Here is a 21,620-nt window from a genome sequence, read left to right as displayed (position 1 = left end):
GGAGCTCATGGCCGCCGGATCTCCCGGACCCGTCGTTCCCGACCGCTATCTCGAGGCCCTCGGCGGCGACGATCCCGTCGCGGCGATGGCCGAAGCCCCCGATCTCCTGAGGCGCCTCGTCCGGGGCCTCTCGGAGAAGCAGCTCGCGACGAAGCCCGCGCCGGGCAAGTGGAGCATCCGGGAGATCGTCGCGCACCTCGCCGACAACGAGGTCATTCTCGGAAGTCGCTACCGCTTCATCGCCGCCATGGACCGCCCCCCGCTGCCCGGTTTCGACCAGGACGCGTTCGTCGCGAACCTCGGCGTCAATCGGGCGACGGCTGCCGACCTCCTCGACGACTTCGCGATGGCGCGCGCCGTGAACATCGGCCTCCTCGAGCGGGTCGGCGACGCCGCGTGGGACCGCGTGGGCATTCACGCCGAGCGCGGCGAGGAGTCGCTCGGCCGCCTCGTGACGATGTACGCCGGGCACGACCGCATTCACCTCGTGCAGGTCGAGACGATCCGCACGGGCCTCTTCCCGAAGGCGGGGCGAGCCGCGAGGGGGAAGTCCGTGGCGAAGAAGCGGCCGGCGAAGAAAAGCTCCGCGAAGGCGAAGCGCCGCTAGAAGGTGCTCTCGGCCGTCCCGCGGTGGACGGGAACGGCGTCGCCCTCCTCCCACGACGACGCGGGCGCGAGCTCGAGGAACCCGTCCGCCTGCGCGTGCGTGAGGATGTCGTGGGAGCCGCGGGTCGCGAGAGGCTCGGCGGTCAGCCGGCCCTCGTCCCACGCGAGGCGCGCCGGGTGGAACGCGAGGCGCGCGCCCTTGTTCCTGACGCGGCCCGTGAGCCGCGCGGGGACGGCCGGAGGAAGCGGAGGCAGCAGGCCGGCCGCCCTGCGCAGCGCGGGGCGCACGAAGAAGTCGAACGCGACGGCCGCGGACACCGGGTTGCCCGGCAGGCCGAAGACGAGCGTCGGCCCCAGAGTGGCGAAGAGGACGGGTTTGGCGGGCCGGATTGCGACCTTGTGGAAGCGCACGTGCGCCCCGGCGGCCGCGAGGGCCTTGCCGACGAAGTCGTAGTCGCCTGCCGAGACGCCGCCCGTGGTCAACAGCACGTCCAGGTCGGAGTCGAGCGCCGCCGTCAGCGCACGCGCGAGCGCCGCCTCGTCGTCGGGCGCGACGCCGAGCGAGACCGCCTCGGCCCCGGCGCGGCGGAGGGCCGCGAGGAGGAGCGGTCCGTTCGTGTTGCGCAGCTGCCCGGGCCCGGGACGCGTCCCCGGCGGCACGAGCTCGTCGCCCGTCACGAGGAGGCCGGCGCGCGGCGCGCGGGCGACCCGGAGCGTCTCGCGCCCCGCCGCCGCCGCGAGGACGAGGTCGGCGGGCGTGAGGCGGCGCCCCGCGGGGAGAACCAGGGCGCCCGCTTCGTACACCTCTCCGCGCCGGCGCACGTGGGCGCCCGGTCTCGGCGCGGCGTCCAGCCGGACGGCGCCTCCCTCGACGAGCTGAGCATCTTCGACGGGGACGATCGAGTCGCTCCCGGGCGGCATCGGCGCACCGGTCATGACCTTCCACGCCGACCCGGGCGGGAGCGTTCCCGGCACGGCGCCGGCTCCGGAGGCGCCGGCCGCCGCGAGGAGAACGGGAGCACGGCTCGCTTCCGCGGCCCGCACGGCCCATCCGTCCATCGCCGTCGTGTCGAAGCCCGGGACCGGCAGGTCGGCCCGGACGTCCTCGGCGAGAACCCGCGAGACGGCGTCCTGGAGCGCGACCTCGCAGGCCGGAAGCGGCGCCACCGCCTCGAGCACGCGGGCGAGGGCGTCGTGGAACGAGATCACCGCGGGCATGCTAGCAAGGCGCGGAAGCGGCGTCGTGAGTAGAATCCGTCCGCCGTGGAAGACCGGTTCCAGTACACGGGTGATCTTGCGCAGGAGCCGCTGCCCGAGATCCTCCGCACGATCCACTTCTATCGAGTCCCGGGCGTGCTCACGGTCGAGTCGGGCAGCGTCACGAAGCAGGTGTACCTCCTCGGTGGAAACATCATCTTCGCGACGTCGACGGATCGATCCGAGTCGCTCGGCGAGTACCTGCGCCGGAGCGCGCTCATCTCGTCGGGAGAGCTCAAGGCCTCCGTCGGCAAGCTCGACCTCGCCGAGGGGCATGGCCGGCGCCACGGCGAGCTCCTGGTCGAGATGGGCATCCTCTCCGACGCGCAGCTCCGCCAGATCGTCACCGAGCAGGTGAAGGCGCTCCTCTACGCGGCGTTCTCGTGGGAGCAGGGGTCGGTCACGTTCGAGGTCGGCCGTTACAAGACCGACGAGCTCATCCGGCTCGATGTGCCGACGTCCCAGGCGATCGTCGACGGCATCCGCCGGATGCCCGACCCGCGCCGCTGCGTCTCGCGGCTCGGCCCCTCGTGGACGATCTTCGAGCGAGCGGAGGCCCCGCCGGAGGCGCGCGACGTTTCCTTCACGGGCGCCGAGGTCACGCTCCTGTCGCAGGTGGACGGCCGGCGCACGCTGCGCGACCTCATCACGGCGGGCCCCGGGGACCTCGGCGCGAACGCGAAGCTGCTCTATGCGTTCTGGGTGCTGCGCCTCATCACGCGGCGCGACATCCCGGCGAGCGGCATCCGCCGCATCCAGTGGAAGACACCGGGCGGAGTCCCGACCGCCGACGGCGACGGCGACGGCTGAACGCCTGCTCCGGCGTGGACGAAAGGACGACCGACGATGCCCCTTTACGAATACGAGTGCGCGAAGTGCGGCGAGAGGATCGAGGTGATCCGGAGCTTCTCGGACCCGCCGCTCGTCGTGTGCCCCGAATGCGGCGGCGCGCTCACGAAGCTGCTGTCCTCTCCCGCGTTCCAGTTCAAGGGGTCGGGCTTCTACCTGACGGACTACGGGAAGTCGGGCTCGGCCGGGGATCGAGCCGGAGAAAAGTCCGAAGAAAAGAAAGACAAAGAGAAGAGTTCTTCGAAAGGTGAAGAGGGGAAGGCTTCGAGCGCTTCGGGCGGCGGCGAGGCGGCGGGAGGCGTAGAGAAGAAGATAGAAGATTCTTCGAAGGGTAAGAAGGACGGAGGCTCGGACGCGGCCCCGTCGTCGCCCGCAGCGCCTTCCTCGCCCGCGCCTTCTAAGAAGAAAAACGGCGACAAGAAATAGTCGCGCCGCCGTTCGCGCGAGAGATTCTCTTCTCGTTCCCCGCTAAACTCTCTCATGCGGTCCCGCGTCTTCTCCGGCGTTCTCGTGCTCGCAGCCGCGTCGCTGGCGTCCGCCGCGTTCGCGGCGGACGCGCCGCGCGGAGCCGGCGGCCTCTGGTACCGCTATCCGCTGCCGGGCGCCGAGGTGAAGTCGCTCGTCGCGGACCCCGCGATCGCCGGGCTCTACTGGGCGGGCACGGCGCAGGGCGGGATCTACCGTTCGTCGGACTGGGGGGCCTCGTGGCAGAGCCCGCCCGAGGGCCTCGCCTTCCCCGGATACGCCGTCACGTCGCTCGCGCCCGATCCCCTGCGACCCGGCACGGTGTGGGCGGGCCTGACGGGCGTCGTGAAGGGCGGGCTGCTGGCGCACTCCACGGACGGCGGGAAGCGTTTCGAGGTCGTCCGGCGCTGGGAGGACCGCGCGGCGGCGCGCGTCGTGGCGGTCGCGGCGCCCGGCGGCCGGCGCGTCGTGGCCGTCGGCGGCGACTACGGCATCGAGATCTCCGAGGACGACGGTCTCACGTGGCGCGCCTCGGCGCCCGCGCTCGACCCGGGCAGCGGCATTTCGTTCCTCGCGTTTCACCCGTCGCGGCAGGGCGTTCTCTACTGCGGGAGCTTCCGCCACCCGTTCCGGTCGACGGACGGCGGGCGCACGTGGGCGCGGATCGCGACGGGCATGGTCGAGGACACCGAAGTCTTTGCGATGGACTTTTCCGCCGAGTCGCCGGACGAGTTCTGGGCCGCGACGTGCGGCTGGGTCTATCGGACGACGGACGGAGGGACGAACTGGACGCGCTACAAGGACGGCCTCCTCGACCGGCGCGCGCACGTCGTGCGCATGGATCCGCGCGATCCCTCGCGCATCCTCGCCGGGACGACCGGCGGGATCTTCGAGAGCCGCGAACGCGGCAAGTCCTTCCGGCGGCTCTCGCAGGACGTCGTCGTGAACGCGCTCGTCTTCGACCCGAAGGAGCCGTCCCGCCTCCTCGTCGCCACGGAGGCCGAGGGGATCCTGCGCAGCGAGGACGGCGGCGTCACGCTGACCGAGTCGAACCGCGGGCTCGCCGAGGCGCGCGTCTCGGCCGTCGCGCTGCGCGCCTCCGGCCGCGTCGTCGTGGCCCGCGCGGCCGACGGGCGGAGCGGCGGGCTGTGGGAGCTGGACGCCGTGTCGGGCGAGACCGTGCGGCTGGCCGTGACGCCGCCGTCGACGGTGCTCGCGCTCGCGCCGGCCGGCCCCGGCCTCCTCGCGGGGACGCCCGACGGCGTCTACCGGCAGGACGCCGCGGATGCGCCCTTCAGAAAGACGCTCGCGTTCGGGACGCGCGCGTTCGCGCACGACGGCGCGGGACGGACTCTCGCGGCAACGGACGGCGGCGTCTTCGAGTCTCGCGACGCAGGCAAGACGTGGGCGCGCCTTGGGACGCTCAAGTCGCGCGTCGAGGACGTGCGACGCGCGCGTCTCGACGACGGGGGCCTCAAGACGTGGTCGGCCGACGCCGAGGGCGTCACGCTCTGGTGGGACGGCCGCGACTGGGTGCGGCGCCCGCTCCCGGGCGGAGGCACGAAGCTCTCGGGCGGGTTCGGCCGCCCGCGCATCGCGCCGCGTTTCGCGCCGGAGCCGATCGGTGTCTTCGTGGATTCGGAGAATTCGATCCTCGTCTACCGGCCGGACGATGCGACGAATGGCGGCCTCGCGCTCGCGATGCCGGAGACCGGCCTCAAGGTCGCCGGCTGGGCGGGCGACCCGCGGACGGCCGAGGGCCTCTACCTCGCGACGATGGGCCGCGGCCTCTTCCGGTTCGTGCCCGCCCCCGCCGCTCGCGCCGCGGCGACGTCCGCGCCCGCGGCCACCGGCGCTGCCGCGCGCTGAGGACTCGGGATTCAGGTCTTTTTCTTCGAAAGGAAGACGACGCCCGGGAGGCCCTCGAGATCGGCGTCGCGTCAGAGCTCGCCCGCAGCAATCGGCGAGCTCTAGGCGCGGGAGAGACACGCCTGCCCGGCATCGAGGACCGGCGAAAGGGGACCGGGGCCCAGACCCCCCAGACCCCCGCTCCTTCCAGCCATGGACGACCAATACCTAAGTGTAAGCTCTGATCGATTCAAATATCGTAGGTGATTCAAGGAGATGCCGGGACGGACGCCACATACGCTCCGTCGCCGGAGCGCTGACCGGGCGCCGTGCCGTCGTTGAGGACGGCGTAGGCGAGGAAGGGGCTCGATCCGGACGTCCTTGTCACGAGCGCGCAGCCCTGGGTCACGCCGGGAGCGTAGCTGGCGAGGATGCGGTCGATCTGGACGAAACCCTTCGCTGGGACGGAAGCGACGGGCGAGGCGACCTTGGCGCCGTTCGTTCCGTCGTAAAGGTCGATCCGGAAGGTGGAAGGCGAGGCGTCGACGGAGCCCATGTTGACGAGGGCGAGGTTAGAGCGCGTCGTCGCGTTCTGCTGGAGGCCGCAGAGCCAGACGGGGGTCGTCGACTCCGAGCCGCTCGGATACGACGGCAGCGCCACGCCCACGCGCCCTCCTCCGAGAGCCGACAGGATGCGGGCGGAGATCGCGATGCCGCGCAGGTCGCCCGTGGAGTCGGAGACGAAAAGAGCTCCGGCGAATGAGGGACCGCGGGTGTCGGTGACGGCTCCTCGGTCCCTTAAGAGCTGGACGAAACCGGGCAGGATCTGCTGCTCGTTGGGGAGGAGATTCACGGAGAGAGTCGCCCTGCCTCCGGAGAGAGCCGGCGCGACCCAGGTGAAGTTGAGTGTCCGGGCCGTCGCGGAGAAGTTCGTCAGGACGAGCTCGGTTGAGTAGGCGGGCGTCTCGACGACGACGGGGAGCGTCGTCGAGGCAATCTGCGAAGCCGGACTCGCGGCGATTGGCTGGATGAAGGAGCCGTCGGCCGTGGCTTGATCGTTGACGACGGCGTAGGCGTAGAAGGGAGCCGTCCCGGAGATGCGCTCGACTCGGACGTAGCCGTTGGAGAGGGCGAGGCCGTTCGAGACGAGGATCGAGGAGATCTGCGAGAAGCCGCCTGGCGGAAGCGTCACGTCTGGGAGAGCTCTTGACTGCGGATTTGCGGGATCACCGGAGGAGACGGTCAGGCGCAGCGTGACGTCGCCGTCGGCAGGAGCGCCGGCGTTGAGGACCGCAACGTTGGAGCGGTCGAGGGCGTTCTGGCGCAGCCCGGGGAGGACGACCGGAGAAGAGAAGAGCTTCGAAGGTGGAAGAGCCGGATAGGCCAGGCCCACTCGTCCTTCAGGAACCGCGGCGGTGGTGCGCACCGAGGCGTAAACACTGGGGGCGACCGCCCCCTCGAACGTCATTCTAAGAACTCCCCCGGCGCCGGGATCCGTCAGCCCGAGGCTCTTCAGGTACGCGATGGCGTCGGGGACGATTCTCTGCGTCGACGCGTGCAGCGTGTCGGTCACGGTGCCGGGCGTTCCTCCGAAGGCGGGCGTGTATGCGAAGGAGGCCTGAGTGTCCGAAGCCGCGAAGTTCGCGAGCGTCAGCTCGGACGTAAAGGCGGACCCGCCGGAAGGTGAGAGGACGATCGGGATTGTCAGCGTCAGCGCGGATGACGACTCTCCGACGTACTCGTAGTGCGTCGTCGTCAGGGTGCCGGTGACAAAGAGGCTCGCGTAGACGTCTCGCTGCGTGTGCGTGTTCGTGTCGATGTTTCTGGGGATCCACGGAATCGTGTCCCGTGTGCGGACCGCCAGGATTCCCGGCCCGCAGGGAGGCCCAGGCAGGCCGGAGGGCGGGCCGGGGAGCTCCCCGAGGTCGCCCCCGCAGACATCCGTGAGAGGCGGGAGCGACAAGGTCTGCACGGTCTGTGTGAGGGTCGCACCCCCGGCAAGGGATAGGTCCTTCACCGGAGCAACGGAAGACGAAAGCAGGATGGGGCCGTTCACGGCCGCTCCAGGACCGGCGGCCTCGGCGGTCGCCTGACGCGCGTTCGCGAGAGCCTGTCGCACCTCCGCGTCGCTCTCGGGGGCCGCTGTCGCGTTGATCGTGACATCGAAGAGATCGGGCCCTCCGCGGAGGTGCCCTGTGATCCGCGTGGACCAGGAGTTCGCGGAAATTGACGCCGTGGTCATGTGCGGCACAGATTGTCGAGAAGTCGACGTGCACCTGATCCCGGTTACCCAAATCCCGAGCGCGTTTATTTCCACTATCGCGCACGGCTGCTTCTGTCGGGCAAGGATCTCGTAATGGGTGCTCGTCAGCTCCCCGGTGACCAAGAGGCTGGAATACACGTCCGTCTGGATGTGCGTGTGCGTGTCGTCGAGCCGATCGACGAGACGCGTCGCGACGGACTCATCGAGGACCCGGAGGGTGACGGGCGTCGCACCGGCGGGGCAGGGCGGGCCCGGAAGGCCTGGAAACTGGGCGGCCTCGCCGAGATCCCCGACGCAGACGACCTGTGGCGCCGAGGACGACGAGAAAGAAACCGGAGTCACCTGGATGGTCTTCGTGGAAGGGATCGCAATCGGGGTCGCCTGGACGGCCGTGGTTGCGGAGTCCAGCACGGCGGGCTCATCCAGCGTCCACGGCGATCCCGCGACGAAAGGGCCCGCGTCCGCGAACGCCGCCTGGACGACGGGGTCGCTCGCGGGAGCCGTGAAGGAATCGAAGGTGCGGTCGTAGATCAGCGCCTCGCCCTCGCGCCGGGCCGTGATGCGCGTCCTCCAGGCCTTCCCCGTGAGAGTCACGGGCTCCGGGTGCTCGACCGTCTGGCTCGAGGTCGACACGCAGACGTACCGCAGGCCGTTGCCGGGCGGGTTGATGTACGTGAAGCAGGGCTTGCCGTCGTTCAGATCCGCGCGGGCGGCAGCCGTCGCGGCAAGGAGGACAGCGGTTGCTAGAGAGAGCCGTTTCATTGTGCCGGGACGGACGCTACGTACGCCCCGTCGCCGGATCTTTGCCCGGGGGAGGCTCCGTCGTTGAGGACGGCGTAGGTGAGGAAGGGGTTGTTGCCGGAGGTGCGCGACACGAGCGCGCAGCCCTGCGTGACGCCGGGCGCGTACGTCGCGAGGATGCGGTCGATCTGGACGAAACCCTTCGCTGGGACGGAAGCGACGGGCGAGGCGACCTTGGCTCCGTTCGCCCCGTCGTAGAGGTCGATGCGGAAGTCATTGGGCGACGAATCGACGGAGCCCACGTTGACGAGGGCGAGGTTCGAGCGGGTGGTCTCGTTCTGCTGCAGGCCGCAGAGCCAGACGGGAGTCGTCGACTCCGAGCCGCTCGGATACGACGGCAGCGCCACGCCCACCCGCCCGCCCCCGAGAGCCGACAGGATGCGGGCCGAGATCGCGACACCGCGCAGGTCGCCCGTGGAGTCGGAGACGAAAAGAGCTCCAGCGAATGAGGGACCGCGTGGATCCGTCACGGCGCCGCGATCGCGCAGAAGCTGGACGAAACCGGGCAGGATCTGCTGCTCGCCGGGGAGAAGCGTGATCGGGAAGACCGCCTTGCCTCCGGTGAGGGTCGGCGCGACCCAGATGAAGTTGAGCGTCCGGGTCGCCGCCGAGAAGTTCGTCAGGACGAGCTCGGTCGAGTAGGTGGACGTCTCGACGACGACGGGGAGCGTCGTCGAGGCAATCTGCGAAGCCGGACTCGCGGCGATTGGCTGGATGAAGGAGCCGTCGGCCGTGGCTTGATCGTTGACGACGGCGTAGGCGTAGAAGGGAGCCGTCCCGGAGACGCGCTCGACTCGGACGTAGCCGTTGGAGAGGGCGAGGCCGTTCGAGACGAGGATCGACGAGATCTGAGAGAAGGCGCCCGGGGAGAGCGTGACGTCGGGGAGCGCCTTCGACTGGGGATTAGCCGGATCGCCGGACGTGACCGTCAGCCGCAGCGTGACGTCGCCGTCGCCTGTGCCGCCGGCGTTGAGGACTGCGACGTTGGAGCGGTCGAGGGAGTTCTGGCGCAGACCCGAAAGGAAGACAGACGAAGAGAAGAGCTTAGAAGGTGGAAGAGCGGGATACGCAAGACCCACTCGCCCCTCTGGTGCGGCGGCGGTGGTGCGCACCGAGGCATAAACATTGGGAGCGACCGCCCCCTCGAACGTCATTCTAAGAACTCCTCCGGCGCCTGGGTCCGTCAGGCCGAGGCTCTTCAGGTACGCGACGGCGTCGGGGATCACGCGCTGTGTCGCGGCGGGCAGCGTGTCGGTCACGGTGCCCGGCTGTCCCCCGAAGGCGGGCGTGTATGCGAACGAGGCCTGCGTCCGAAGCCGCGAAGTTCGCGAGCGTCAGCTCGGACGTAAAGGCGGACCCGCCGGAAGGTGAGAGGACGATCGGGATTGTCAGCGTCGTCGTCGGAGTCTCGGCGACGTACTCGTAGCGCGAGCTCGTGAGCGTGCCCGTCGCGGTGAGGCCCGCGTAGATGTCGCGCTGCGTATGGGTGTGTGTCAACGAGAGGCCATCGGCGCCCGTGAAGTGCCACGCGAAACCGCCATAGACCGACAGCGCCAATGGCCACGCTCCAGAAGGGCACGGCAGGGGCACAAGGGCGGTGGGTGGCCGCGGGAGGTCGCCTAGATCGCCGACGCAGTAGGCGCTCGGGAACGAGAAACCGGTTGCTCCGAAGGAGGAGACAGAGGTTGTAAGGCGGACGGCCCCCGGCAGCAGGGCGTTCCGTACGTGCTCTCGCGTCGAAGAGGCCAGCGTGGGGCCGACAACGGCCGCACCCGGCGGGGCTACGCCCTCAATGGCCCTCCGGGCCTGGAGAAATGCCTGCCGGACGGCCTCGTCGACATCAGGCGCAACTGTCGAGTTGACCGTCACGTCGTACAGGATCGCGCCGCCTTCGAGCCGCGCCAGGACTTGTGTCGACCACGCGTCTCCCTCGAAGGTCGCAATGGAGTCGTGGGGCGTGTCGTGGTGGGAGGTCGACGAGCAGGAGTAGACGTACGGACCGAGACCCGTGGCAGGAGATTTCGAGCAGGGGAGCGCGGGCCGGGCCACGATCTCGTAGTGGGCCGGCGTGAGTTCATCGTTGAGGAGGAGTGCCGAATAGTGGTCGGTCCGAGTGTGCGTGTTCGTGTCGTCGAGGCGATCCGAAATGGGCGACTGGACGGACGCGTCGAGAGGACGCAGCGTGACGGGCGTTGCTCCCAGGACGCACGAGCCCACGGGGAGAGGTGGCGGCGGTTGGGCGACGTCGCCAAGATTTCCGACACAGATGGTCTGCGCGCCGGCCGCCGACGTCGTCGAGCTCGTGCCTACGGTCTTGGTGGTCGTGCTCGGCGCCAGGGGCAGATCGTGAATCAGCGCTGTCGAAGACGACAGCAAAGCAGGGATGCCGGCGGCGTATCCCGTACCCTCAACGAAGCGCTTGGCGTCCGCGAACGCGACCTGGAGGAACAGATCGCCAAGGGGCTGCGAGAGTGATTCGAGGGTACGGTCGTAGATTTCGGGTTCGCCCTCGCGTCGCGCGGTGATCCGCGTCCGCCACCCTCTCGAGGCCGCGACCGGCTCGGAATGCTCGACCGTCTGGCTCGAAGTCGACGTGCAGACGAAGCGCAGGCCGTTGCCGGGCGGATTGATGTAGGTGAAACAGGGCTTTCCGTCGTTCAGGTCCGCGCGAACGTGCGAAGTCAGAGCGAGGAAGAGGGCTGGCAGGAGCGCCGCACCGAACCGGAGCCGCACATCAGGAAGTGTAAGCGCCAGAGAGGAGCTAACGAGGTCGCGGCGGAAGGGTGAACCGGAATGTCGAGCCGGCCCCCGGTTCGCTCTCGACGGCCGCCGTTCCGCCGTGCGCCTCGACGAACGATTTCACGATGGCGAGGCCGAGCCCTTCTCCGTCCTTCCCGGGGTCCGTTTCGTACTTGTCGAAAACGGCTTGAATGCGGTCCGCCGGGATTCCCTGTCCGTCGTCGCGGACGAAACACTCGACGCCACCGTCGGCGGTCGCGTCCCGCGCGTCCGCGACGACTTCACCCTTCGGCGTGTAGGCGATCGCGTTGGCGATCAGGTTCTGGAACACGCGCCTGATGAGGTTCGCGTCGGCGTAGACGACGAGGTCGCCGGGTACGGCATTGGTCAGCCGCGTCCCGGATGCTTCCGCGACGGGTTGAAGGTCCTGGAGGAGAGCCTCGACGAGAGGCCAGAGATCGAACTCGCGACGCTCCACCTTGATCCCTGCCTCGGCTCGAAGATTCGTGTTCTCCTCGATGACCTTTCCCACGAGGGCGTCCAGCGCCTGCACGTTGCGCTTCAGTGTCCTGAACAACTGGGCCGCGCGCGGCCCGCCGCTGCCGTCCGGGGCGAGCGTCAATTCCAGGACCCGCGCCGACAGCGAGATTGCGTTCAGGGGATTGCGCAGGTCGTGAGCCACGAACGCCAGGTACTCTTCCCGCCGCTGCTGCACCTCGAACGCCTTCTGGGTTGCGAACGCGCGCACGGCCAGCCCGATCGCCTCGTCGAGAACGCGGTTCAGGACGTGGAACGGCTTCCCCTGCAGAGGCAGCCCGTTCTGGTCCGCCAGGTCGTGGATGCAGTCGCGCAGGATGTTGTACTCGGCGACGACCTCCTCGATGTCGAATGCGTCCTTGACGCGCTGCAGGCCGTGCGTCGGGGGGCTTCCCTCGAGGAGCGTCTGCGGGATCGTCTTGTCCGAGCCGGATCGGAGGGCGGCGACCAGTTCCAGCAGAAGGCCGGGGATGTGGTCGTTGAGAGTCGGTGCGTCCAGGCCCCGCGCCGAGGGGAGTTGTCGCACCTGAGCCCGCCACCGCGTGAGCAGCAGGACCTGGTCTCGTTCGACGAGCCGCGCGAGTTCCTCGAAGATGTCGATGACGAGCTCCTCCATTTCACGATGTCGCGCCGCGCGGGTTCAGCGTCCCGGGATCTCCACCCACTTCAGCTTCGCGCCGGGGACGGCGCCGGTCGCGTCCGCGACGCCCGCGTTGACCTCGAGGACGGTGTCGGACTTCTGCGTTGGCGCGGTGTTCGGGCACGGCGCGGGGTCGGGCGGGCACGGCGGGAGGGCCTTGATGACCTCGACGACGGTGCCGTCCTTCGTCGCATAGACGAGGTCCAGCGGGAAGTGGCAGTTCTTCATCCAGAACGGCCGGATCTCGAGTCCCTCGAACGGGAAGACCATCCCCGCGTTCTTCGGCATCGACTCGCGGAACATGAGGCCCTGAGCCTTTTCCGTGTCCGTGAGCGCGAGCTCGACGGAGACGACCGTGCCGTTCGGCATCACGACGCGCGGTCCCGTGACGGGCGCCGCGGCCTTCGAGGGTGCGGGCGGCGCGGCCGCCGTCGATCCGCGGTCCGCCGCGCAGGCAATGGCCGCGAGAAGCAGTCCCGCGAGGACGAGACGGGCCGGCCGCTTCACGACTCGATTTCCTCGACGACTTCCGGCGCCGCCGACGTCTCCTCGCCCTCGCGCCGGATCCCGTACTTCTTCGCGTAGTACCGGAACGAGCGCTCGGACATCCGGAGCAGCTCCGCGGCCCGGATCTGGATACCGCCCGTCCTCTCGAGCGCCTGCTGCATCAGCCGCTTGCCGAGCCACTCGAGGTACGCCTCGAGGTCGAGGCCGTCGGCCGGCAGGTCGAATCCCTCCATCGAGGACGCGGGCGGGAGGCCCGCGGGGTGGAGGAACGTGTCGGGAAGCGAGGCCGTCGTGATGACGTCGCCGGGCTCGAGTGCGACCGTGCGTTCGATGAGGTTCTCGAGCTCGCGGACGTTGCCGGGCCAGGCGTACGCCTCGAGGAGCCGCATCGCCTCCGTCGTGATGCGTTTCTCGGCGATGCCCTGCTCGACGGAGACCTTCCTCAGGAAGTGCCGTACGAGGTGCGGGATGTCGTCGCGCCGCTCGCGCAGCGGCGGCAGGAGGACGGGGATCACGTTGATGCGGTAGTAGAGGTCCTCGCGGAACGTGCCCTCGGCGACCTTCTTCTGGAGGTCCTTGTTCGTCGCGCAGATGATGCGGACGTCGATCGGCTCTTCCGTGTTTCCGCCCACGCGGCGGACGACGCGCTCCTGCAGCGCCCGGAGGAGCTTGACCTGCATCGTGAGAGACGTCTCGCCGATCTCGTCGAGGAAGAGCGTGCCGCCCTCGGCCTCGTGGAAGAGGCCCTTCTTCTCCTTGACGGCGCCCGTGAACGCGCCGCGTTCGTGGCCGAACAGCTCGGACTCGAGGAGGTTTTCGGGCATCGCGCCGCAGTTGATCGAGATGAAGGGCCGCGTGGCGCGCGCCGACGCCACGTGGATCGCGCGCGCGACGAGCTCCTTGCCCGTGCCGGAGTCGCCCGTGATGAGGACGGTGGACGTCGTCTTGCCGATGCGGGCCACGAGCTCGAAGAGGGCGCGCATTTTCCGCGAGACGCCGACGACGGGGCCCATGCCACGCCCGTCGGCGCGCTCCTTGAGCGCGACGTTTTCTTCGACGAGGCGCTTGCGCTCGAGCGCCCGCGCGACGACGTGCTTCAGCTCGTCGACGTCGAACGGCTTCGCGATGTAGTCGTACGCGCCCTGCTTGAGGGCGTCGACGGCGGTCTTCGTGGACGAGTACGCCGTGATCATGACGACCGGCGTGTCGCGGTGGGACTCGCGCACCTTCTTGAGGATGTCGAAGCCCGTCCCGTCGGGCATCTTGAGGTCGGTGAGGACGAGGTCGGGCGCCTCGCCGTCGAGGAGAGCGAGCCCCTCGACGCAGCCGCGTGCCGCCGAGACGCGGTAGCCCTCCTTCTGGAAGACGATCGTGAGCATCTCCCGGATGCCGGCCTCGTCGTCGACGACGAGGAGATGGGGGCCGGTTTCGGCCGTCATGGGACCTCCGCGGCGGCGAGCGCCGTCTCCGTGGGTCGCGCGCCCGTCGACGCGTCGTTGCGTGGGAGCGAGATGGCGACGGTCGCTCCGCGGCCGGGTGTCGAGTCGACCTCGATCGTGCCGCCGTGCTCCTCCACGATCCGATGCACGATCGCGAGGCCGAGGCCGGTGCCGCCGGGGAAGCTGTGTGCGAACGGAGTGAAGAGGCGGCCGCGCTCGTCTTCCGTCATTCCGTGCCCCTCGTCGGCGAACGAGACCTTCCAGACGGCGCCCTCGAGCGTGGCGGTCACCGTGAGCGTGCCGCCGCCCGGCATGGCGGCGAGAGCGTTGCGCGCGACGTTCCAGAAGATCTGCCGGAGCTGGCCGGGGTCCGCGGACAGGACGAACGAGTCCGGCGCCGTCCGCACGTCGATCGCGTGGCGCGAGGAGACCTCGTCGGAGTGCGCGAGGAGCGTCAGGACGTCCCGGAGCGCGGCCGGCGCGTCGACGGGCTCGACCGCGCGCTCCTTCGGCCTCACGTACCGGAGGAAATCCTCGAGGATGGAGCTCAGGCGGTGCGACTCGGCAACGACGATCTTCATGAGGCGGTGCTCCGGCGAGCCGGACGGCACCGAGCCCTGGAGCGCCTGGACGGAGCCCGAGATGGATGCGAGCGGGTTGCGGATCTCGTGCGCGATTCCGGCCGCGAGCTCGCCGACGGCCGCGAGCTTGTCCTTGAGCCGCACCTCGCCTTCGAGCCGCTTGACGTGCGTGACGTTCTGGAAGATCAGGATGCGCCCGACGGTGTAGCCCGAGCCGTCGCGCAGGGCCGACGACGACACGCCGAAGTACGCGTCCTGGTCCTTGATGCGGCGGGTCGTCTCGAAGCGGAGGATCTCCGAGCCCGCGGCCGCGATCCGCCTCCATGCGGCCTCCCCGATGAGGCCGAGCGACTGGACGGGCCGGCCGACGAGGTCGACCGAGGGCACCCCGAGCAGCTCCTGGGCGGCGCGATTCGCGAACGTGACGAGGCCGTCCGGGTCCGTCGTGAGGACGCCGGAGGACATGGAGCCGAGGACCGAGCCGTGGAGAGCCTGGAGCCGCGCGATCTCGGACTTGCGGCGTTCGAGGTCCGTACGGGTTTCGCGAAGCTTGTTCGAGGAATAGGAGACGAGAAGAGCCGTCACGACGAACGCGCCCGCGTGAAGGGCGACCTGGCCCACGAGCCCGGCCGCCGTCCACAGGTGCGGCGTGCGCTCGGCGGACGGAACGGGCTTCAGCGCGCCGAAGTACATGAGGTCGACGAGGACGGCGTAGAAGACCGACGCGAGGCCCGCGGAGACGAGGCCGCCCTGGCGGCCGAGCAGGATCGCCCCGGCCGCGACGGTGCCGAGGTAGAGGAACGAGAAGCTCGAGTCGGCGCCGCCCGAGATGTAGACGAGGCCGGTGATCACGACGAGGTCGCCGAGGAGCTGGATCGCGGCGTTCGCCTCGGGCGGGATCCTGTCGAGGGAGAGGACCGCGGCGATCGAGATCGAGTACGCGAACGCCGCGAGGTAGTAGATGTCGTTGAGCGGCAGCGCCGTCGAGAACGTGAACTGGATCAGGAACGCGGACAGCAGGATCGTCGACACGACGACGACCCTGAGGACGACGAAGCCGCGCAGCATCGAGTGCAGCGGCTCGAACGCACGCATCCGCGAGGAGCTCACCCGGGGATTTTAGTTCAGTTGATCTTCGAGATCAGGTCGAACATCGGCATGTACATCGCGACGACGATCGTTCCGATGACCGTGCCGAGGATCGCGATCATGATCGGCTCCATGAGCTTCATGAGGCCGTTGACCGCGTTGTCGACCTCTTCCTCGTAGAACTCGGCGATCTTGTTGAGCATCGCGTCGAGCGCGCCCGTCTGCTCGCCGACGCCGATCATCTGGACGACCATCGACGGGAAGACCTTCGTCTCGCCGAGCGGCTCGGCAATCGTGCGGCCCGCCTCGACCGACTTGCGCACGCCCATGATGGCGTCCTCGACGATCGCGTTGCCGGCCGTCTTCGCGGTGATTTCGAGGCCGTCGAGGATCGGGACGCCCGACGACGTGAGGGTCGCCAGCGTGCGACAGAACCGCGCGACGGCGATCTTCTTCATGATGTCGCCGAGGACGGGCAGCTTGAGCACGATGCCGTCGATCACGCGCCGGCCGCGGTAGGTCGCGTAGTAGCGCTTGAGGGCGTACATGATGGCCGCGATGCCCGCGATGATGAAGATGATGTAGCTCGCGACGAAGTTGGACGCCTTGATGACGAGGCGCGTCGGGAGCGGGAGCTCCGCGCCGAGGGACGCAAAGAGGGCCGCGAACGTGGGGATGACCTTCCAGAGAATGATGAAGACGACGATCGCGGCGACGAGGAGGACCGAGACGGGGTAGATGAGCGCCGTCTTGACCTGCCCCTTCAGCTTGACGGCCTTCTCGATGTAGGTCGAGAGGCGGCGGAGGATCGTGTCGAGAATACCGCCCGCCTCGCCGGCGGCGACCATGTTCACGAACAGGTCGTCGAACGCCTTGGGGTGCTTGCGCATCGCCTCGGCGAGCGACGAGCCCGCCTCGACGTCCTGGCGCACCGCGAGGATGATCTTCTGGAAAAGCCGGCTGTCCTGCTGGTTTCCGAGGATCTCGAGGCACTGCACGAGCGGCAGGCCCGCGTCGATCATGACCGAGAACTGGCGCGTGAAGATCGCGAGGCGCCGCGCGTTGACCTTGCCCATCCCGAGCTTCGGGACCGCGAGCTCCTTGCCCTTCTCCTTGACGGTCGTGACGTCGATCTGGCGGCGGCGGAGGTCCGCAATCGCGAGGTCCTTCGAGTCGGCGACGAGGACGCCACCTGTCGTGGCGCCCTGGCGCGTGCGGCCTTTCCAGACGAACTGAGCCATGGCTTTCCTCCGGAATCAGGCGCGCCGCGCGGCGTTCGCCGGCGGGGGCGGTGGGTTCCCGCCGGCGGCCGTCGACGTCACGACGCCGGCGCCGCGGGCGATCATCTCGGTGAGCTCGTCCGGGAGCGAGGAAACCGTCATCGCGAGCTCCTGGGAGATCACGCGGCGGTGGACGAGCGTCGCGAGCGACTGGTTGAAGGTCTGCATCCCGTACTTGTTCTGTCCGGTCTGCATCATCGAATAGACCTGGTGGAGCTTGTCCTCGCGGATGAGGTTCCGGATCGCGGGCGTCGGGACGAGAATCTCCATCGCCATGCAGCGGCCCTTGCCCGAGGCGCGGGGGAGAAGGGTCTGGCAGAGGATGCCCTCGAGCACGAACGACAGCTGCGCGCGCACCTGCGGCTGCTGGCTCGCCGGGAAGACGTCGATGACGCGGTTCATCGTCTGAACGGCGCTGTTCGTGTGGAGCGTCGCGAGGGTGAGGTGGCCCGTCTCGGCGATACGGAGCGCGCACTCGATCGTCTCGAGGTCGCGCATCTCGCCGACGAGCACGACGTCCGGGTCCTCGCGGAGGACGGCGCGGAGCGCGTTCGGAAACGAGTGCGTGTCCGCGTGCAGCTCGCGCTGGTTGACGATGCAGCGCTTGTGCGTGTGGAGGAACTCGATCGGGTCCTCGATCGTGACGATGTGCCGCGGCTGCTCGCGGTTGATCTTGTCGATCATCGTCGCGAGCGTCGTGGACTTTCCCGAGCCCGTCGGGCCCGTCACGAGGACGAGGCCGCGCGGCTTGTTGCAGAGCGTCTCGACGACGTTCGGGACGCCGAGCTCGCGGAAGCCGAGAATCTCGTAGGGGATCTGGCGGAAGACGGCCGAGACGGCGCCGCGCTGCAGGAAGCAGTTGCCGCGGAAGCGCGCGAGGCCCTTGACGCCGAACGAGAGGTCGAGCTCGAGCTGCTCCTCGAAGCGGTGCTTCTGGACGTCCGTGAGGATCGAGTAGGCGAGCTGTTTCGTCTCGGGAACGGTCAGCGGCGGGTAGTCGAGTGGGATGAGATCCCCGTCCACCCGGATCATCGGGGGAGAGTTCGTCGTGATGTGGAGGTCGGACCCGCCCCTCTCGACAAGCGTCTTGAGGAGCTGGTGCAGGGTCACCGCCATAGAGCTGTCCCTCCCGAGTACCCCGAAATGATACGCCAGAGGGCTGAGAAAACGTCGCGGCGGGGTCTCGTCAGGCCCGGGCGCGGAGGTCGAGGAGGCCGCTTTCGACGATCTGCTTGAGATCCCGGTCCCGGAAGAGCATTTCGCAGCCGTTCTCGGCGGCGAGGACCGCGAGAAAACAGTCGATCGTGGATCGGATCGTGATGCCGCGGCGGCGCAGCGTGCGGTGGAGGTCGGCGGCCTTCAGGTAGGTGTCGATCCCGGCGGGTTCGAGAAACGTCATTTTGCGGAAGAACGCTTCGAGCTCCTCGCGGTCGCGGCGAATTCCCTGGAAGACCTCGGCGGCGACGAGGCCGCACGTCACGACGTCGTCCTCGCCCGCGAGGAGGCGGTCCACGGCGCGGGCCTCGGGGGAGCCCGTGCCGTTCAGGAACTCGGCCCAGGCGGACGTGTCGACGAGGACCCTCACCGGATCACGAGGGCCGGGGCTTCCGCTTCCGGAGCGCGTCGAGGTCGCCGGACCAGCCGACCTTGCCGGCGAGCTTCCGAAGGCCGCGCAGCGCCCGCCGCCGCGCGTAGTCGCGCAGGGCGTCGTTGATGACGGCCGTCTTCGTCTTCCCGGGGTCGGCTTTGAGCGCCGCCTCGAGCGCCTCGTCGTCGATGTTCAGCGTCGTCCGCACGATCTGCCTCTCGATGCAGATTTTAGCAGGCATCTGCATCATCGCCTGATCACGGAGAGCAGAAAAGAGAAGAGGGGAGGGGATTCTCGGTCGGCGGGGGACGAAGAAATTTCCCCACCCAGAGGACCGTCTCCCGGACGACTTCCTCGATCGACGTCAGGCCGTCCTTGATCTTCTGCAGGCCCGAGCGGCGGAGGGAGATCATTCCCTCCTCGAGGCCCTTCCTCTTGATCTCGATCGAGGACGCGCCCGAGAGGATGAGCTCGCGAACCTCCTCGGTGATCTCGAGGACCTCGACGAGCGCGACGCGGCCCTTGTAGCCGGTGTTGTTGCACTTCTCGCAGCCCTTGCCCTTCATGACCTGCACGGTCTTCGCGTCCTCGGGCGTGAACCCGAGGGAGACGAGGACCTGCGGCGCGACCTCGGTGGGCGCCTTGCAGCTCGCGCACACGCGCCGGATGAGGCGCTGCGCCGCGATGAGGACGACGGACGTCGCGACGAGGTAGGGCTCGATGCCCATGTTCATGAGGCGGTTGATCGTGGAGGGCGCGTCGTTCGTGTGCAGCGTCGAGAGGACGAGGTGGCCCGTGAGCGACGCCTTGACGGCGATCTCGGCCGTCTCGAAGTCGCGGATCTCGCCGACGAGGATGATGTTCGGGTCCTGCCGGAGGAAGGAGCGCAGCGCGGCCGCGAAGTTGAGGCCGATCGCGTCCTTCATCTGCACCTGGTTGATGCCCGGGAGGTTGAACTCCACCGGGTCCTCGGCCGTCATGATGTTCGTCTCGGGCGTGTTGATGCGCGAGAGCGCCGAGTAGAGCGTGTTCGTCTTGCCCGAACCCGTCGGACCCGTCACGAGGACCATGCCCCACGGGCGCAGGATCGCCTTCTCGAAGCGAAGCAGGGAGTCCTTCTCGAACCCCAGCTTCGTCATGTCGAGCATGAGGTTGTCCTTGTCGAGAAGGCGGCAGACGATCTTCTCGCCGAAGAGCGTCGGGAGCACGGAGACGCGGTAGTCCAGCTCCTTGACCTTGCCGGCGAGCTTCATCTTGATCTTGATGCGCCCGTCCTGCGGGAGGCGCTTCTCGGCGATGTCGAGCTTCGCGAGGATCTTGATGCGCGATGCGATCGCCTCCTTGAGCTTCGGAGGCGGGTTCATGACCTCGTACAGGATGCCGTCGATGCGGTACCGCACGCGGTACTCGCGCTCGTAGGGCTCGATGTGGATGTCCGACGCCATGCGCTTGATGGCGTCCGTCAGGATGATGTTCACGAGCCGGATGACGGGGGCTTCCTCGCCCTCGTCCACGAGCTTCTCGAGGTCGATCGTCTCCTGCTCGGTCTCCTCGACGACTTCGAGCGAGGTGTCGGCCGTGTCGACGACCGACATCTCCTCCATGACCTTCTTCAGCTCGAGGGCGTGCGTCGCGCCGTAGTGGCGGTCGATCGCCTGCTGCAGCGCGATCTCGGAGGCGACGACGGGCTCGACGTTGTAGCCCGTCATGAACTTGATGTCGTCCATGGCGAACACGTTCGTCGGGTCCGCCATCGCGATCGTGATCGTCGCGCCCGTCTTGTTGACGGGGAGAATGTTGTACTTGCGCGCGACCTCCGGGGCCACGAGCTTGAGGACGTTCGGGTCGATCTCGAAGTGCGAGAGGTTGATCGACGGGACGCCGAACTGCGCCGAAAGCGTCTCCGTGATGTCGTCTTCCGAGACGTAACCGAGCTTGACGAGAGCCTCGCCGAGCTTCATGCCCGACGCCTGCACTTCGACGAGCGCTTCCTGGATCTGCTCGGGCGTGACGAGCTTCGCCTTGACGAGGAGATCGCCCAGCTTCACGGCCATGCGGGGATTCTAGCGGGTTCCGGCGACGACCCTAGCGGGTCCCCGCGACCACCTTCGTCAGGCGCGCCGTGACCGACCCGATGGGCATCACCGTCTTGGCCATGACCGGGAGGCGGCGGTCGTCGTCGGAGAACCAGAGGAAGAGCTTGCCGCGGTTGCGGTCCTCGGCCGTCTCGTTCTCGCGCAGCTGTGGCTGCACCTTGAACGCGTCGAACACGCCCGCCTCCGTCTCGACCTTCTCCTTCTCGAGGACGTTGGCCTTGAGCTTGTAGATCTTCCCGCGCGAGAACATGTCCACCCGGACGTCCGCTCCGACGGCGAGGGGCTGGGCCCTCAGGAAGTAGAACGACGAGATGATGTCCTGGATGCGGTCCGGCAGCGGCGTCCGGTCCTCCCGCCAGCTCCCGATCTTCTTCCCGAGGTCGAACTCCTCGACCTCGTCGGACTCGTACCGGCCCTCGCGCGCGTGCTTCTCGAAACGCAGGGGCTGGAAATCGCGCGCGTCGACCCAGGTCTCGTAGAGGTCGCGCACGGGGTAGAACTTCGAGACGTAGTCGTTCGAGGTGGCCGTGAGCGTGATCCGGTGCATCGGGACGCCGTCGGACGTCGTCTCGCGCGTGGTCTTGAGCGTCATCCCGCCGCCCTCGATCTTCAGCCAGGCGATCGTGTAGACGAGGGTCTCGCCCTCTCCGAACGGCACGGCGAAGAGGCGGTCTTTCGGGAGCGACTCGCGGGCCGCGACGACGACGGGCGGCCGGTCGGCCCCGGAGCGCCGGGACGGCGCGAGGAACGCCGCGGCGGCGAGGACTCCGGCCGCGAGGACGACGCCGGCCCGGGCGCGCTTACGCGAGGAGCCTGCGTGCCGCTTCACGGACGTCCTCGACTGGCCATCGTCCACCGGAACGATTGTAGGCCGCGGGAGATTCCCGGAGGACGGCGGTGCGCGGGCCCACCGGGCCGTAGCGCTCGGGCGGCGTCGGCCCGAAGAGGGCGAGGGTCGGCGTCCCGGCGGCTGCGGCGAGGTGCGTCGGCCCCGTGTCCGCACCCACGAACAGAGCCGCGCGCGCCGCGAGGCGC

General features: G+C 68.8%; 19 protein-coding genes. 4 read left to right on the top strand and 15 right to left on the bottom strand.

The window, feature by feature from the left end:
- Positions 1 to 7 precede the first annotated feature (7 nt).
- Complete coding sequence (locus tag IPL89_15580) at positions 8 to 607, top strand: DinB family protein (GenBank protein MBK9064593.1); 600 nt, start codon at positions 8 to 10, stop codon at positions 605 to 607.
- On the opposite strand, the gene IPL89_15575 is transcribed toward IPL89_15580, so the two are convergent.
- Complete coding sequence (locus tag IPL89_15575; protein ID MBK9064592.1) at positions 604 to 1,815, bottom strand: molybdopterin molybdotransferase MoeA; 1,212 nt, start codon at positions 1,813 to 1,815, stop codon at positions 604 to 606. The genes IPL89_15580 and IPL89_15575 overlap by 4 nt on opposite strands.
- A gap of 54 nt (positions 1,816 to 1,869) precedes the next feature.
- On the opposite strand from IPL89_15575, the gene IPL89_15570 reads away from it, so the two are divergent.
- The 3 genes from IPL89_15570 to IPL89_15560 are packed head-to-tail and all read left to right on the top strand — an operon-like array spanning position 1,870 to position 5,046.
- Positions 1,870 to 2,673: a DUF4388 domain-containing protein gene (locus IPL89_15570; protein MBK9064591.1), complete on the top strand. Its 804-nt coding sequence runs from the start codon at positions 1,870 to 1,872 to the stop codon at positions 2,671 to 2,673.
- Between the two features lie 36 nt (positions 2,674 to 2,709).
- Positions 2,710 to 3,138 (top strand): hypothetical protein, encoded by a 429-nt coding sequence (locus tag IPL89_15565; protein ID MBK9064590.1) that lies wholly within the window; start codon positions 2,710 to 2,712, stop codon positions 3,136 to 3,138.
- A 54-nt stretch (positions 3,139 to 3,192) separates the two neighbouring features.
- A complete protein-coding gene (locus tag IPL89_15560; GenBank protein ID MBK9064589.1) occupies positions 3,193 to 5,046 on the top strand; it encodes a hypothetical protein in 1,854 nt (617 codons plus the stop codon).
- A 247-nt stretch (positions 5,047 to 5,293) separates the two neighbouring features.
- Here the strand turns inward: IPL89_15560 and IPL89_15555 are convergent, their stop codons facing one another.
- The 14 genes from IPL89_15555 to IPL89_15490 all read right to left on the bottom strand — a co-directional run.
- Positions 5,294 to 8,050 (bottom strand): hypothetical protein, encoded by a 2,757-nt coding sequence (locus IPL89_15555; protein MBK9064588.1) that lies wholly within the window; start codon positions 8,048 to 8,050, stop codon positions 5,294 to 5,296.
- On the bottom strand, positions 8,047 to 9,348 hold the full coding sequence (locus tag IPL89_15550; GenBank protein MBK9064587.1) for a hypothetical protein: 1,302 nt from the start codon (positions 9,346 to 9,348) through the stop codon (positions 8,047 to 8,049). Before IPL89_15550 ends, IPL89_15555 begins: the two co-directional genes overlap by 4 nt.
- Entirely contained in the window at positions 9,245 to 10,822 is a 1,578-nt protein-coding gene (locus IPL89_15545; protein MBK9064586.1) for a hypothetical protein, read from the bottom strand. Before IPL89_15545 ends, IPL89_15550 begins: the two co-directional genes overlap by 104 nt.
- 28 nt (positions 10,823 to 10,850) lie before the next feature.
- The gene (locus IPL89_15540; GenBank protein ID MBK9064585.1) at positions 10,851 to 11,981 is read right to left on the bottom strand and encodes a HAMP domain-containing histidine kinase; all 1,131 of its coding nucleotides are present in this window, start codon (positions 11,979 to 11,981) and stop codon (positions 10,851 to 10,853) included.
- Between the two features lie 24 nt (positions 11,982 to 12,005).
- Positions 12,006 to 12,512: a DUF192 domain-containing protein gene (locus tag IPL89_15535; protein ID MBK9064584.1), complete on the bottom strand. Its 507-nt coding sequence runs from the start codon at positions 12,510 to 12,512 to the stop codon at positions 12,006 to 12,008.
- A complete protein-coding gene (locus IPL89_15530) occupies positions 12,509 to 13,951 on the bottom strand; it encodes a sigma-54-dependent Fis family transcriptional regulator (GenBank protein ID MBK9064583.1) in 1,443 nt (480 codons plus the stop codon). The genes IPL89_15535 and IPL89_15530 overlap by 4 nt, the downstream gene beginning before the upstream one ends.
- The gene (locus IPL89_15525) at positions 13,948 to 15,642 is read right to left on the bottom strand and encodes a PAS domain-containing protein (protein ID MBK9064582.1); all 1,695 of its coding nucleotides are present in this window, start codon (positions 15,640 to 15,642) and stop codon (positions 13,948 to 13,950) included. The genes IPL89_15530 and IPL89_15525 overlap by 4 nt, the downstream gene beginning before the upstream one ends.
- A gap of 14 nt (positions 15,643 to 15,656) precedes the next feature.
- Positions 15,657 to 16,862 carry a type II secretion system F family protein gene (locus IPL89_15520; protein MBK9064581.1) on the bottom strand — a complete coding sequence of 402 codons (1,206 nt, stop codon included), beginning with the start codon at positions 16,860 to 16,862 and terminating at the stop codon, positions 15,657 to 15,659.
- A 15-nt stretch (positions 16,863 to 16,877) separates the two neighbouring features.
- Complete coding sequence (locus tag IPL89_15515; GenBank protein MBK9064580.1) at positions 16,878 to 18,017, bottom strand: type IV pilus twitching motility protein PilT; 1,140 nt, start codon at positions 18,015 to 18,017, stop codon at positions 16,878 to 16,880.
- 70 nt (positions 18,018 to 18,087) lie between these two features.
- On the bottom strand, positions 18,088 to 18,486 hold the full coding sequence (locus tag IPL89_15510; GenBank protein ID MBK9064579.1) for a PIN domain nuclease: 399 nt from the start codon (positions 18,484 to 18,486) through the stop codon (positions 18,088 to 18,090).
- Between the two features lie 4 nt (positions 18,487 to 18,490).
- The gene (locus tag IPL89_15505) at positions 18,491 to 18,736 is read right to left on the bottom strand and encodes a type II toxin-antitoxin system VapB family antitoxin (GenBank protein MBK9064578.1); all 246 of its coding nucleotides are present in this window, start codon (positions 18,734 to 18,736) and stop codon (positions 18,491 to 18,493) included.
- A gap of 10 nt (positions 18,737 to 18,746) precedes the next feature.
- Entirely contained in the window at positions 18,747 to 20,543 is a 1,797-nt protein-coding gene (gene pilB / locus IPL89_15500) for a type IV-A pilus assembly ATPase PilB (protein MBK9064577.1), read from the bottom strand.
- A gap of 31 nt (positions 20,544 to 20,574) precedes the next feature.
- Positions 20,575 to 21,414 carry a DUF3108 domain-containing protein gene (locus tag IPL89_15495; protein MBK9064576.1) on the bottom strand — a complete coding sequence of 280 codons (840 nt, stop codon included), beginning with the start codon at positions 21,412 to 21,414 and terminating at the stop codon, positions 20,575 to 20,577.
- The coding region (locus IPL89_15490; protein MBK9064575.1) for a glycosyltransferase family 9 protein at positions 21,386 to 21,620 on the bottom strand (235 nt) is incomplete at its 5' end. The genes IPL89_15495 and IPL89_15490, both read right to left, overlap by 29 nt.

It is taken from the genome of Acidobacteriota bacterium (assembly GCA_016716715.1).
Taxonomy (GTDB): domain Bacteria; phylum Acidobacteriota; class Thermoanaerobaculia; order UBA5066; family UBA5066; genus Fen-183.
The sequence above is the reverse complement of the archived record's forward strand: the minus strand, read 5'-3'. Positions and strand labels throughout refer to the sequence as shown.

Coding starts and splice junctions, on each gene's coding strand:
- IPL89_15520 (MBK9064581.1), bottom strand. CDS start 16,862: ATGGCTCAGTTCGTCTGGAAAGGCCGCACGCGCCAGGGCGCCACGACA.
- IPL89_15505 (MBK9064578.1), bottom strand. CDS start 18,736: ATGCAGATGCCTGCTAAAATCTGCATCGAGAGGCAGATCGTGCGGACG.
- pilB (MBK9064577.1), bottom strand. CDS start 20,543: ATGGCCGTGAAGCTGGGCGATCTCCTCGTCAAGGCGAAGCTCGTCACG.
- IPL89_15580 (MBK9064593.1), top strand. CDS start 8: ATGGCCGCCGGATCTCCCGGACCCGTCGTTCCCGACCGCTATCTCGAG.
- IPL89_15530 (MBK9064583.1), bottom strand. CDS start 13,951: ATGACGGCCGAAACCGGCCCCCATCTCCTCGTCGTCGACGACGAGGCC.
- IPL89_15515 (MBK9064580.1), bottom strand. CDS start 18,017: ATGGCGGTGACCCTGCACCAGCTCCTCAAGACGCTTGTCGAGAGGGGC.
- IPL89_15565 (MBK9064590.1), top strand. CDS start 2,710: ATGCCCCTTTACGAATACGAGTGCGCGAAGTGCGGCGAGAGGATCGAG.
- IPL89_15540 (MBK9064585.1), bottom strand. CDS start 11,981: ATGGAGGAGCTCGTCATCGACATCTTCGAGGAACTCGCGCGGCTCGTC.
- IPL89_15560 (MBK9064589.1), top strand. CDS start 3,193: ATGCGGTCCCGCGTCTTCTCCGGCGTTCTCGTGCTCGCAGCCGCGTCG.
- IPL89_15555 (MBK9064588.1), bottom strand. CDS start 8,050: ATGAAACGGCTCTCTCTAGCAACCGCTGTCCTCCTTGCCGCGACGGCT.